This window comes from Dyella sp. LX-66, from assembly GCF_018599165.1.
In the GTDB taxonomy this organism is placed as follows: Bacteria; Pseudomonadota; Gammaproteobacteria; order Xanthomonadales; family Rhodanobacteraceae; genus Dyella_D; species Dyella_D marensis.
Genome location: NZ_JAHFVJ010000001.1, coordinates 848,664 through 861,593 on the forward strand (window position 1 = coordinate 848,664; position 12,930 = coordinate 861,593).

At 68.0% G+C, this 12,930-nt stretch carries 12 protein-coding genes and 1 pseudogene; 10 read left to right on the forward strand and 3 right to left on the reverse strand.

Translation table 11 applies throughout. The features are described from left to right. The first annotated feature begins 10 nt into the window (after window positions 1-10). From KK141_RS03770 to KK141_RS03795, 6 genes are read left to right on the forward strand one after another with little or no spacing between them, the layout of a single operon-like run. Window positions 11-661, forward strand: a complete 651-nt coding sequence (locus KK141_RS03770) for an SCP2 sterol-binding domain-containing protein (protein ID WP_214572815.1) — start codon at window positions 11-13, stop codon at window positions 659-661. Next, window positions 658-2,304: a ubiquinone biosynthesis regulatory protein kinase UbiB gene (gene ubiB, locus KK141_RS03775; protein WP_214572816.1), complete on the forward strand. Its 1,647-nt coding sequence runs from the start codon at window positions 658-660 to the stop codon at window positions 2,302-2,304. The genes KK141_RS03770 and ubiB overlap by 4 nt, the downstream gene beginning before the upstream one ends. A 22-nt stretch (window positions 2,305-2,326) precedes the next feature. After that, the gene (locus tag KK141_RS03780; protein ID WP_214572817.1) at window positions 2,327-3,037 is read left to right on the forward strand and encodes a pseudouridine synthase; all 711 of its coding nucleotides are present in this window, start codon (window positions 2,327-2,329) and stop codon (window positions 3,035-3,037) included. Window positions 3,038-3,080: 43 nt separating this feature from the next. Beyond that, entirely contained in the window at window positions 3,081-3,503 is a 423-nt protein-coding gene (gene arfB, locus KK141_RS03785; RefSeq protein ID WP_214572818.1) for an alternative ribosome rescue aminoacyl-tRNA hydrolase ArfB, read from the forward strand. Then, on the forward strand, window positions 3,500-4,093 hold the full coding sequence (locus KK141_RS03790) for a 1-acyl-sn-glycerol-3-phosphate acyltransferase (RefSeq protein WP_214572819.1): 594 nt from the start codon (window positions 3,500-3,502) through the stop codon (window positions 4,091-4,093). The genes arfB and KK141_RS03790 overlap by 4 nt, the downstream gene beginning before the upstream one ends. A gap of 4 nt (window positions 4,094-4,097) precedes the next feature. After that, window positions 4,098-4,733, forward strand: a complete 636-nt coding sequence (locus KK141_RS03795; RefSeq protein WP_214572820.1) for a LysE family translocator — start codon at window positions 4,098-4,100, stop codon at window positions 4,731-4,733. Between the two features lie 13 nt (window positions 4,734-4,746). Here KK141_RS03795 and KK141_RS03800 read toward each other — a convergent pair whose 3' ends face one another. Further along, window positions 4,747-5,787 carry a LysR family transcriptional regulator gene (locus tag KK141_RS03800; RefSeq protein WP_214572821.1) on the reverse strand — a complete coding sequence of 347 codons (1,041 nt, stop codon included), beginning with the start codon at window positions 5,785-5,787 and terminating at the stop codon, window positions 4,747-4,749. Window positions 5,788-5,912: 125 nt separating this feature from the next. On the opposite strand from KK141_RS03800, the gene aceB reads away from it, so the two are divergent. Further along, window positions 5,913-7,511 carry a malate synthase A gene (gene aceB, locus KK141_RS03805; RefSeq protein ID WP_214572822.1) on the forward strand — a complete coding sequence of 533 codons (1,599 nt, stop codon included), beginning with the start codon at window positions 5,913-5,915 and terminating at the stop codon, window positions 7,509-7,511. Between the two features lie 40 nt (window positions 7,512-7,551). Next, window positions 7,552-8,853, forward strand: a complete 1,302-nt coding sequence (gene aceA / locus KK141_RS03810; RefSeq protein ID WP_214572823.1) for an isocitrate lyase — start codon at window positions 7,552-7,554, stop codon at window positions 8,851-8,853. Window positions 8,854-8,943: 90 nt separating this feature from the next. Here the strand turns inward: aceA and KK141_RS03815 are convergent, their stop codons facing one another. Beyond that, window positions 8,944-10,728 carry a sodium:proton antiporter gene (locus KK141_RS03815; RefSeq protein ID WP_214572824.1) on the reverse strand — a complete coding sequence of 595 codons (1,785 nt, stop codon included), beginning with the start codon at window positions 10,726-10,728 and terminating at the stop codon, window positions 8,944-8,946. A gap of 296 nt (window positions 10,729-11,024) precedes the next feature. Then, window positions 11,025-11,690, reverse strand: a pseudogene (locus KK141_RS03820) (ATP-binding protein); the annotation flags it as partial. 556 nt (window positions 11,691-12,246) lie between these two features. Here KK141_RS03820 and KK141_RS03825 point away from each other — a divergent pair. Next, entirely contained in the window at window positions 12,247-12,525 is a 279-nt protein-coding gene (locus KK141_RS03825; protein WP_214571242.1) for a transposase, read from the forward strand. A gap of 17 nt (window positions 12,526-12,542) precedes the next feature. Beyond that, window positions 12,543-12,930 (forward strand): IS3 family transposase (locus tag KK141_RS03830; RefSeq protein WP_214571243.1); only part of this gene is annotated, 388 nt, incomplete at its 3' end.

Consider the following 12,930-nt stretch of genomic DNA (forward strand, 5'->3'; position numbering starts at 1 on the left):
ATGCCGGCCCATGACCGCACCCGCTCCCCGCCCCTTGCTGCCGCGCCCGCTGCGCGTGATCGCCGGCCGCGCGCTCGAGACCGCGCTGAACCACGTGCTCTCGCTCGATCCCGACACCGTGCAGCGCCTGTCCGCGCTGGACGGACGCAGCGTGCAGCTGCATCTGGAAGGCCCCGCGCTGACCTTGGCGATCACCGTGCACGACGGCCGCCTGCAGGTCGACCCCGGCCGCGACGACAGCCAGCTGCGCGTGCGCGCCACGCCCGGCAGCCTGCTGGCGATGGCGCTGCGGCGCGACGACGAAGGCGTGGCGCCGGGCAAGGTGGATATCGCCGGCGATGCGGAACTGGCGCGCCGCCTGGAAAAACTGGCGGCGAAGTTCGCCCCGGATTTCGAAGAAGCCTTCACCCGCACCTTCGGCGACGTGCTTGGCGTGCCGCTGGCCAAGGCCGTGCGCGAAGCGCTGGCGCATGCGCGCGAAAGCGGCAGCCACCTGGCCGAAGACACCGCCGACTGGCTGCGCGACGAAGTGCGCGTGGCCGCGGCGCCCGGCGAAGTGGAAGGCTTCCTCGATGGCGTGGACAACTTGCGCGAACGCAGCGAACGCCTGGAATCGCGCCTGGCGCGGCTGGAACAGAAGCTCAAAGGAAACGCCGCGTGACGCCGCTGAAAGTCGTGCCGCGCGTGCTGCGCGTCGCCTCGGTGCTGCTGGCCTACCGGCTCGACGAGCTGGTCGACGCCGCCCATCTGTTCCGCCCGCTGAAACTGCTGCGCCCGTTCCTGGCCAGACCGCGCGCGGACGTGGCAAACCTGCCGCGCGGCGCGCGCCTGCGCCTGGCGCTGACCGAGCTGGGCCCGATCTTCGTCAAGGCCGGCCAGGTGCTGTCCACCCGCCGCGACCTGGTGCCCGGCGACATCGCCGACGAGCTGGCCCTGCTGCGGGACCAGGTACCGCCCTTCCCCGGCGCCGAGGCGCGCGCCATCGTCGAACGCGAACTCAAAGCTCCGGTGACGCAGCTGTTCGCGCGCTTCGACGAAACGCCGCTGGCCTCGGCCTCGATCGCGCAGGTGCACGCGGCCGTGCTGCCGGATGGCCGCGAGGTGGTGGTGAAGGTGCTGCGCCCCGGCATCGATGCGCGCATCGCCCGCGACGTCGCCCTGCTGCATTCGCTGGGCGAACTGGCGCAGCGCTGGCATCCGAACGCCGACAAGATCCGCCCGCTGGACGTGGTGGCCGAAGTCGAGAAGATGCTGGAAAACGAGCTGGATCTGCAGCGCGAAGGCGCCAGCGCCAGCCTGCTGCGGCGCAATTTCGACAGCGGCGTGGATCTCTACGTGCCCGAGGTGCACTGGGAACTCACCGCCGAACGCGTGCTCACGCTGGAGCGCGTCAACGGCGTGAGCTGCGACGACATCGCCGCGATCGATGCCGCCGGCGTGGACCGCAAGACGCTCGCCGCCAAGGGCGTACGCGTGTTCTACGAGCAGGTGTTCCGCGACAACTTTTTCCACGCCGACGCGCACCCGGGCAACATCTGGGTGGACGTGGCGCGCACCGGCGAGCCGCGCTTCATCGCGCTGGACTTCGGCATCATGGGTTCGCTGCCGGAAGCGGACCAGTACTGGCTGGCGCAGAACTTCATCGCGCTGTTCGAACGCGACTACGCGCGCATCGCGCAGCTGCACGTCGACGCCGGCTGGATGCCCAACACCGTGCGCATGGACGAACTGGAAGCGGCGGTGCGCACGGTGTGCGAACCCTACTTCACGCGTCCGCTGTCGCAGATCTCGCTGGCCGAGCTGGTGGTCAAGCTGTTCCAGACCGCGCGCCGCTTCGAGCTCACCTTGCAGCCGCAGCTGATCCTGCTGCAGAAGACGCTGCTGAATATCGAAGGCGTGGGCCGCATGCTCGATCCGGACATCGATATCTGGGCCGTGGCGCACCCGGTGCTCAAGCGCATCCTGCGCGAGCGCTACAGCCCGCGCCGCACCCTGCGCGAAGTGCGCAAGCGGCTGCCGGAATGGTTCCATGCGGCGCCGCAGTTTCCGGAGCTGATCCGCGATGCGCTGCGCCAGGTGGCGCGCGGCGAACAGCGCGGGCTGGCCGATCCGCTGGAACTGGCGCAGCGCCAGGAAGCCTCGCGCCGGCAGCAGCGCGCGCTCGGCGCCGGCCTGCTCGGCGGTGCGCTGCTGGTCAGCGCCACCTTGTTATGGACGCAGGCGCCGCAGCATGGCGCGTGGCTGCCGATCGCCGCGGCCGTGGCCGGCCTGTGCGCGTTCGCCGCCGCGTGGCCGAGGCGCTGACGTACCCGGCAGCGCAGCACGCATGACCGTTCTCCAGCTGATCTACCAGGACGACGCCCTGATCGCGGTAAACAAGCCCGCGGGCCTGGCCGTGCATCGTTCCAAGCTGGTCGGCCCCGCCGACGAGTTCCTGATCGACCTGCTGCGCGAGCAGGTCGGCGGCACCGTGAACCTGGCGCACCGGCTGGACCGCGCCACCAGCGGCGTGCTGCTGGTGGCGCGCTCGGCGGAAGTCGCCGCGGCACTGGGCGAGCAGTTCATGGGCCGCGACGTGCACAAGCAATACCTGGCCGTGGTGCGCGGCTGGCCGGAGCCGGAAGCAGCGCTGATCGACTACCCGCTGCCCGGCTCGCGCGACACCGGCCCGCGCCGCGACGCACGCACGCGCTATCGCCGCCTGGCCACGGTGGAAGTGCCGATCGCGCTGGGCCGCTATCCACAGCAGCGCTACGGGATGGTGCTGGCGGAACCGGAGACCGGCCGCTTCCGCCAGATCCGCAAGCACATGGCGCATATCCACCATCCGGTTATCGGCGACTGCCAGCACGGGCGCAGCGACCACAATCGCCTGTACAAGCAGTACTTCAGCTGCCACCGCATGCTGCTGCATGCGTGGCGGGTGAGCTTCGCGCATCCGGTCAGTGGCGCGCCGATGCGGCTGGAAGCGCCGCTCGATGCCGCCTTCGCCGGCGTGCTGGAACGCTTCGGCTGGGCCTTGCCCGAGATTCCCTGAGCGCCGGTGGGCGGCCCGCCCGGCCCCCGCTACACTGCGCGCCATGCTTATCGTCAGCCGATCCCTAGCGCTGCCCGAGACCGAGCTGACCGAGCGCTTCCTGCGCGCCGACGGCCCCGGTGGGCAGCACGTCAATCGCACCGAAAGCGCGGTGGAACTGCGCTTCGACGTGGCGCATTCGCCGTCGCTGCCCGACGCCGTGCGCGAACGCCTGCTGGCGCGCCGCGACCGCCGCCTCACCGACGACGGCGTGCTGGTGATCCAGGCCCGCCGCTTCCGCGACCAGGGCCGCAACCGCGAGGACGCGCGCGAGCGTCTGGTCGAGATCATCCGCGACGTGCTGGTGCCGCCCAAGCCCCGCGTGGCCACCAAGCCGTCACGCGCTTCCAAGGAGCGCCGGCTGGTCGGCAAGCAGCAGCGCGGCAAGATCAAGCAGACGCGTTCGCGCCATTGGAGCCCCGAATGAGCCAGCCAGTGGTCCCGCCGACGCCGCCCTCGGCGCCCAGGCTCAAGAGCCGCTTCTGGCCGTGGCTGTCGCGCGGCGTGCTGCGGCTGAGCGGCTGGCGCCTGCTGGGCGAGCTGCCGGACGTGCCCAAGCTGATCCTGATCGGTGCGCCGCATTCCTCGTACTGGGACGGCCTGTGGGGCCTGCTGATGAAGATCGGCGTGGGCGCCGAGATCAACATCATGATCAAGCGCGAGGTGCTGGACGGCCCGCTCGGCATCATCCTGCGCCCGATCGGCATGATCCCGATCAACCGCAAGGCCGCGCTCAACGTGGTGGGGCAGATGGTGGAGCGTTTCCAGCAGAACGAGCGCATGTGGCTGGGCATCACGCCCGAGGGCACGCGCAAAAAGGTGAAGGAATGGAAGTCCGGCTTCCTGCGCATCGCGCACGAGGCGAACGTGCCGATCCAGACGCTGTTTATCGACTACCCCAGCAAGACTTTCACGCTCGGCCCGGTGGTGCACGCCACCGGCGACCACGATGCGGACATGCTGAAAATCCGCGCCCTGTTCCGTCCCTATCGCGGCAAGCATCGCAACACGGAGTGACCCGATGGAAGCGCTCGGCATCCAGCATTTCGGCGCCTTTGTCCTGGCCTGCATCGCGCTGGCGCTGACACCCGGCCTGGACACCTTCTACATCCTCGCCCGCAGCGGCCGCGAAGGCCGCACGGTGGGCATGGCGGCGGTGCTGGGCGTCAATACCGGCTGCCTGGTGCATACCTTGGCGGCGGTGCTGGGCATCTCGGCGATCCTGATGACCTCGGCGCTGGCGTTCGCGGCGCTGAAGTATCTGGGCGCGGCCTATCTGGTGTGGGTGGGCGTGCGCATGCTGCTGGCGAAGCAGAACACGCGGCAGCCGACGGTGACGCGCGGCCGCGGCCTGGGCGCGGCGTTCCGCCAGGGCATGCTCACCAATGTGCTGAATCCGAAAGTGGCGCTGTTCTTCCTCGCCTTCCTGCCGCAGTTCGTGTCGATGCAGGCGGCGCATCCGCAATGGGGACTGGCGGTGCTGGGCCTGAGCTTTATCGGCGTCGGCCTGGTGTGGTCGATGGTGCTGGCGATGCTGGGCGGCCAGGTGCACCGGCTGCTGGATGCGCGGCCGCACTTCGGGCAGTGGATGGATCGTGCCTGCGGGACGGTGTTGCTGGGCTTCGGCATCCGCTTGGCGATGCAGCGCCAGCAGTAACGCTCACCCCGACCTACCGTTCGGAATGCCCCGATTCGTCGTAATCGCGATGGGTCAGCAAGCCCGGGCGGATCAGGTCGATAAACGCCCGCGCCTCCGCGCTTAAGAACTTCCCCTTGCGCATCACCACACCGTAAGCACGCTGCGGAAAGTACTGCCGCAGATTGCGCACGGCCAGGCGCGCGCGGTCGGCCTCGGTGATGCAGATGCCCGTGACGATGGAAATCCCTAAGCCCATCGCGACGTATTCCTTGATCACGTCCCAGCCACCCACTTCGATCGCCACCTGGTACGGCACCTGCCGCTGCTGGAACACCAGGTCGACCATGCGGTACGTCGACAGGCGCTGCGGCGGCAGGATCAGGCCGTAGGGCGAGAGATCCTCCAGCCGGATGCTGTCCTTGCCCGCCAGCGGATGATCCGGCGGCGTGATCAGCATCGGGTCGTAGTGGTAGACCGGCGCCCAGGCGATGTCGTTGGGCACGTCCAGCATCGAACCCACCGCGAAATCCGCCTCGTCCGCGCGCAGCAGGGCCATGCCGTCCTTGCCGGTGACGTTGGCCAGCTGCAGTTGCACGGCCGGGTATTGCTCGCGGTAGCGGCGCACCAGGTCCGGCAGCAGGTACTGGATGGTGGAGGTGCCGGCGGCGATGGTCAGGCGGCCGCTCTGCAGGCCTTTCACCTTGGCCTGGAAATCGCGGTCCAGCGATTCCCAGCCCTCGACCAGCGGGCGGGCCAGCTCGTACAGGGCTTCGCCGGCGTCGGTGAGGTTGATGCGGCGGCGGCTGCGTTCGAGCAGGCGCGTGCCCAGCTCCCGCTCCAGCGCCTGCAGCTGCAGGCTCACGCTGGGCTGCGACAGGTACAGCGCCTCGGCGGCGCGGGTCAGGGTGCCCAGCTTCACGGTGTAAACGAAGGCGCGCAGCTGCTTCTGGCGGTTGCCCTTGTAGTAGAAGCGCGCCGTGCCCTCGGCCGGGGCGACGTCGCCGGCGCGGCGCCGCGGCGTCGATTTTCGGCCTTTGCGAGGCTTGTTCAGCTTGTCGGTCGCCTTCGGCATAGCTTTTGGCTCAATGAGTTAGAAAGATCATTAGCATTGCCAATATCTAAAATTGAAACATTCGCTTTGTCAAAGCCAAGCTTGGCGACCTAGTGTCGCCCCATCGTCATCGATGGAGAAGCGCCATGGCCGTCCCCCAAGAACGCCTGCCCCAGCCGTCCGTCCGGATCGAGGGCAAGACCGGCCCCGGCCACGAGAGCATCCTGACCCCGGCGGCCCTGGCCTTCCTGGCCGGCCTGCACCGCCGCTTCAACCAGCGCCGCCTGGACCTGCTGGCCGCCCGCCGCGCCCGCCAGGCCCGCTACGACGCCGGCGTGCTGCCGGATTTCCGCGCCGACACGCTCGCCATCCGCGAGGGCAACTGGACCGTGGGCAAGATCCCCGCCGCCCTGCAGGACCGCCGCGTGGAGATCACCGGCCCGGTCGAACGCAAGATGATCATCAACGCGCTCAATTCCGGCGCGAAGGTGTTCATGGCCGACTTCGAGGATTCCAGCGCGCCGACGCTGGCCAACCAGCTCGACGGCCAGATCAACCTGCGCGACGCGGTGAACGGCACCATCGGCTACACCTCGCCGGAGGGAAAGACCTACCGCGTCGGCCATGACCCGGCCGTGCTGGTGGTCCGCCCGCGCGGCTGGCACCTGCCGGAGCGTCACCTGACGGTGGACGGCGAACCGATGTCCGGCGCCCTGGTCGACTTCGGCCTGTACGCCTTCCACAACGCCCGCAGCCTGCAGCAGCGCGACCGCGGCCCGTACTTCTACCTGCCCAAGCTGGAGGCGATGGAAGAAGCCGCGCTGTGGCACGAAGCGATGGCCGCCGCCGAGGAGGAACTCGACCTGCCGGCTAACTGCATGAAGGCCACCGTGCTGATCGAGACGCTGCCGGCGGTGTTCCAGATGCACGAGATCCTGCATGCGCTGCGCGAGCGCGCGGTGGGCCTGAATTGCGGCCGCTGGGACTACATCTTTTCCTACCTGAAGACCCTGCGCGGCCACCGCGACCGCCTGCTGCCCGAGCGCGGCCAGGTGCTGATGACGGTGCCGTTCCTGAAGGCGTATTCGGAGCTGCTGATCCAGACCTGCCATCGCCGCGGCGCCTTTGCCATGGGCGGCATGGCGGCGCAGATCCCGATCAAGGGCGACGAAGCCGCGAACGAAGCGGCCATGGCCAAGGTGCGCGCCGACAAGCTGCGCGAAGTGCAGGCCGGCCACGACGGCACCTGGGTGGCGCATCCGGCGCTGGTGCCGGTGGCGCGCGAGATCTTCGACAAGTACATGCCCTCGCCGAACCAGCTCAACGTGGCGCGCGCCGACGTGCAGGTGTCGCGCGACCAGCTGATCGCACCCTGCGCCGGCACCATCAGCCGCGCCGGCTTCGACAACAACGTGGAAGTGGCGCTGCGCTACACCGCCGCGTGGCTGGACGGGCTGGGCTGCGTGCCGATCCATCACCTGATGGAAGACGCGGCCACCGCGGAGATCGCACGTGCGCAGCTGTGGCAATGGCTGCATCACGGCGGCGTGGAATTCACCGACCACGCGCCGATCGATTTCGCCCTGTTCGACCAGGCGCTCGCCGCCCACACGCACCGCCTGCGCGCCAGCACGCATCCCGGCGCCGCGCGCGCCGACGACGCCGCCGCGCTGCTCGCCTCGCTCACGCACGCCGCGCAGCTCGGCGACTTCCTCACCCTGCCCGCCTACGACCGCCTCGCCTGAGCGCGAACGTCTCGAAGCCTCTAGTTACCAGGAGTCACTCATGAAGAACGCCCTGCCCACCGCCGACCAGCTCACCCTCGACTGGCAGAACAACCCGCGCTGGAACGGCGTGCGCCGCAACTACGCCGCCGCGGACGTGGTGCGCCTGCGCGGCACCGTGCCGGTGGAGCATTCGATCGCCCGCCAGGGTGCGGAGCGGCTGTGGAAATCGCTGCAGCAGGAAGACTTCGTCAACGCGCTGGGCGCGCTGACCGGCAACCAGGCCATGCAGCAGGTGAAGGCCGGCCTCAAGGCCATTTATCTCAGCGGCTGGCAGGTCGCCGCCGACGCCAACCTGGCGGGCGAGATGTATCCGGACCAGTCGCTGTATCCGGCCAATTCGGTGCCGCAGGTGGTCAAGCGCATCAACAACACCTTGCTGCGCGCCGACCAGCTGCATCACGCCGAAGGCAATGACGAGATCGACTGGATGGTGCCGATCGTGGCCGACGCCGAAGCCGGTTTCGGCGGCGTGCTCAACGCCTTCGAGCTGATGAAGGCGATGATCGAGGCCGGCGCCTCCGGCGTGCATTTCGAGGACCAGCTGGCCTCGGTGAAGAAGTGCGGCCACATGGGCGGCAAGGTGCTGGTGCCGACGCGCGAAGCAGTGGACAAGCTTACCGCCGCGCGCCTGGCCGCCGACGTGCTGGGCGTGCCCACCCTGCTGGTGGCGCGCACCGATGCGGATGCGGCGGACCTGCTCACTTCCGATATCGACGATAACGACCGCCCCTTCGTCACCGGCGAGCGCACCGTGGAAGGCTTCTTCCGCGTGCGCCCCGGCCTCGATCAGGCGATCAGCCGCGGCCTGGCCTATGCGCCGCATGCCGACCTGGTGTGGTGCGAAACCAGCAAGCCGAACCTGGAAGAAGCGCGCAAGTTCGCCGAGGCGATCCACGCGCAGTTCCCCGGCAAGCTGCTGGCCTACAACTGCTCGCCCAGCTTCAACTGGAAGAAGAATCTGGACGACGCCACCATCGCAAAGTTCCAACGCGAGCTCGGCGCGATGGGCTACAAGTTCCAGTTCATCACCCTGGCCGGCTTCCACAGCCTCAACTACGGCATGTTCGACCTGGCCCATGGCTACGCGCGCCGCCAGATGAGCGCCTTCGTGGAGCTGCAGGAGCGCGAGTTCGCCGCCGCCGAGCGCGGCTTCACCGCGGTGAAGCATCAGCGCGAAGTGGGCACCGGCTACTTCGACCAGGTGACGCAGGCGATCCAGCAGGGGCAGTCGTCCACCACGGCCTTGAAGGGTTCCACCGAGGAAGCGCAGTTCCACGCACGGCGCGCTTCGGCGGCCTGATCGCGCAAGCACCACTTGGCGTGGCGCCGGCAGGGATGCTGGCGCGGGAGCCGGCGGGTCCGCCCGCCGGCTCCCGCCATGCAGGGACGCTCAGTCGGCCGGCACCAGGGCGATCACCAGCCAGCCGGGGCGCGGCTCCACCTCGCGATGCGCGGACACCACGCGCAGCACGCCCTTCTCGTCCACGCCGAACAGCAGCACCGTGCCGGAGCCGTACTGCTCGATGAAATGCGGCCAGTCGAAAGTGGCCGACAGGCGCGTGGACTTGATGCGCCAGCCCTGCGCGAGCAGTTCGGCGAAGCGCGCATGGGTCATGTCTTCGGCAAACAGCGGTGGCGCCATCAAGGTGCCGGCGAGCATGGCGCGGCCGTTCGATTCCTGCGGCGGCAGCACGCGCAACAGATAGACCTGGCCGCGGCCGAATTCCTGGCGGTAGTGCACGCACACCAGCGAGTTGCGCTCGCGCTGGGTGGACAGCGCCAGCAAGGTGCCGACGCCGGTGAGGTCGAGATTGCGTTCCGCGTAGCTGGAGGCGGGGTTGCCGAAGAAGGTGCCGAGCCCTTCCATGCGCGCGATGCGTACGCCCTCCCAGGCATCGTCAGCCAGCACTACGCGAAAGCCCGCATCGCTCAGCGCCTTGGCGATGGCGCGCGCGACGTTGTCGGAACCGGCGATCAGCACGCCGTTCGGATCCGGCTCCGACACGTTGAGCCAGCGCGCCAGCGGACGCGCCGTGGCGCTCTGCAACACCACCGTGCCGATGATCAGGATGAACACCAGCGGCACCAGCGCGCGCGCATCGTGCATGCCCAGCGCTTCCAGCTTCAACGCGAACAGCGCCGACACCGAAGCCGCCACGATGCCGCGCGGCGCCACCCAGGCGATCAGCGCGCGCTCGCGCCAGTTCAGCGCGCTGCCGATGCTGGAGATGGCCACGGTAAGCGGCCGCACGATGAGCTGCGCCGCAATGAAGATCGCGATGCCGGCCCACAGCATGCCGTCCGGCAGCGGCCATTCCAGCCGCGCGGCGAGCAGGATGAACAAGGTGGAGACCAGCAAGGTGGTGAGGCTTTCCTTGAAGTCGAGGATGTCGTCGATATGCACGCCGCGCATATTGCCCAGCGCGATGCCCATCACCGTCACGGTGAGCAGGCCCGATTCGTGCGCGATCGCATTGGAAAATGAGAAAGCCAGCAGCACCGCGGCGAGCACGCCGAAGTTCTGCAGGTAGTCGGGAATCAGCTGGCGGCGCAGCAGGAAGCCCATGGTCCACGCGGCCCATGCGCCGGCCACGCTGCCGCACACCACGGTGGCCAGGAACACGCCGATGGTGTGGCCCTGGTGGCGGGACACGATGGCTTCGTAGATCAGCACGGCGAACAACGCGCCGAGCGGGTCGATCACGATGCCTTCCCAGCGCAAGGTGTTGGCGATGCGCGCGTTCGGCCGCAAGGTGCGCAGCATCGGCGCGATCACGGTCGGGCCGGTGACGCAGGTGAGCGCGCCGAACAGCCAGGCCAGTTCCCAGCGCAGTCCGGCGAAGTAATGGCCGGCGACGGCCAACAGCACCAGCGCCACGACGGCGCCATAGCTGACGAGCCCACGCACGGCGTGGCCGATGCCGGGCAATTCGTCGAAACGCAGAGTGAGGCTGCCTTCGAACAGGATCACCGCCACCGCCAGCGACACCACCGGAAACAGCAGCTCGCCCAACAGCCGGTCCGGCTGCAGCACGCCGGAGACCGGCCCCAGCAGGATGCCGGCCAGCAGCAGAAACAGAATGGCCGGAAGCCGCACGCGCCAGGCCAGCCACTGCGCCAGAAAGCCGATGCCGAGCATGCCCGCGAGCATCAGGCTGATATGGAGCGTGCTCATTCGCGTTCCTTCGTCGAGTGCGGCGCAAGGGTAGCGGCGCCAGCCGGGCGCGCAGTCTCCAGTCCACCGGGCGTGGACGCTATAGGAGTATTCCGGAACGAAACGAGAAGGTTCGGCGGGGAAAGGCCAAACCCCGGTATCGGACGGGGGAGGGAGGGAGGGACCGATACCGGGGTGGCGGGGGACGTAGTCCATAAGAGAACTCGTCGGTGCAGATATTAGCCCGTATCGGACCCAAGTCAATACTGATCGGTACACAAATTCGCCGGATCGGCCCGGCGGCCCCGCCAGCAAGGCTAGAAACGGCGGTATTGCAGCGCTTCGGCCAGGTGCGCGCGGGCCAGCGAGGCGGCGCCGCCGTCGAGGTCGGCGATGGTGCGGGCCACCCGCAAGGTGCGGTGGTAGGCGCGGGCGGACAGGCCGAGCCGCTCCAGCGCGGCCTCGAACCAGGCGCGTTCGGCCGGGGCCAGGGCGCAGTCGCGTTCCAGTTCGCGGGTGTTGATTTCGGCGTTGCTGCGCCCCGCGCGCTGCAAGGCCTGGCTACGCGCCTTCATCACGCGGGCGCGGACGGTGGCGGAATCCTCGTCGTGCTCGCCGCGGGCGGCGCCCAGTTCGCTCAGCGGCTGGCGCGGCACGTCCACGCACAGGTCGATGCGGTCCAGCAGCGGGCCGGAAACCTTGCCGCGGTAGCGCTGTACCTGGTCCGGCGTGCAGCGGCAGCGCTCGCGCGGGTCGCCGGCGTAGCCGCAGGGGCACGGGTTCATGGCCGCGACCAGCTGGAACTGCGCCGGGAAGGTGGATTGCCGCGCCGCGCGCGAGACCACGATCGAGCCCGATTCCAGCGGCTCCCGCAGCACTTCCAGCACGTGGCGGCTGAATTCGGGCAGTTCGTCCAGGAACAGCACGCCATGGTGCGCCAGCGAAATCTCGCCCGGCCGCGGCTGCGAGCCGCCGCCGATGACAATTCCCTAAGTGCGCGCGACCCTGGTGCCGTCGCCTCAAGGGCCCGACGCCATGTACTTATCAAAGCCGTCGCGTGTCTTCCCTAAAGTCAACGCGACTCCTTACAATTTTCACCATACCGTCGCGACTGGATTCCCGCGCCTCTTGCCGCCTATCCGAAAAATTGGCCTTGGACGGCGCGCTTTGGCCGGAATGATGCCCACGGGAAAGCAGGGAGAGCCGGCAGTGGCCAAATTTGAGTCGTCGCTGGAGCGCGACTTCTACGTCCTGCTTGAGTTCGATCCCTTAGTCCTGCGGTGGGATCCTCAACCTGTTCGGCTGCAGGTATCCCCGGGACTTCTGTCTTACGTGCCCGACACGCTTGTCAGTTACGCCGGGAATCATGATCGTCCTGGCTCCGAATATCGGGTGTGTGGTACGCCCCCGATTCCGTAGACACCTGATAGTGTCTATTGAGGATCGGAGGATCTATGACCAGCAAACGTTTCACCGACGAGTTGGTACGCCCCCGATTCCGTAGACACCTGATAGTGTCTATTGAGGATCGGAGGATCTATGACCAGCAAACGTTTCACCGACGAGTTCAAAGCTGAAGCGGTCAAACAAGTTAACGAGCGCGGCTACCCCGTCACGGAGGTGGCTGAGCGCCTCGGTGTGTCATCGCACAGTCTGTATGCATGGCTTCGTGAGCGCGGCGTCAGCCGCGATGCGCGCAAAGCGCAGAAGGAAGTCGACTTGGTGCAGGAGAACGCCCGGCTGCGTGCCGAGCTACGTCGCGTCGAAGAGGAGCGCGACATTTTAAAAAAGGCCGCCGCGTACTTTGCCAAGGGGTAAGGGCGAAGTACGCCTTCATGCAGGCCCTCAGCCAGCAGTTTCGCGTTGCCACGATGTGTCGTGTGCTCAAGGTCGAGCGCAGCGGCTACTACGCATGGTTAAAGCAACCGCTGTCAGCGCGCGCCAAGGAAGACGCTCGCTTGATGATGTACATCGAAGAGTCCTACCTTGCGTCAGGTGGCGTATACGGCAGTCGAAACGTGCACCGTGACTTGACCGAGGCCGGTGAACACATCAGTCGGAAGCGTGTTGAGCGATTGATGCGTAAACATGGTCTACGTTCGGTGCGCTCTCCGCTTCGGCGTCGCTACAAGGGCGGTAAGCCTGCGGTTGTCGCGCCCAATCGGCTGCAACGCCAGTTCAATGTGGCGCATCCTGATCGGGCGTGGGTCACCGATATCACGT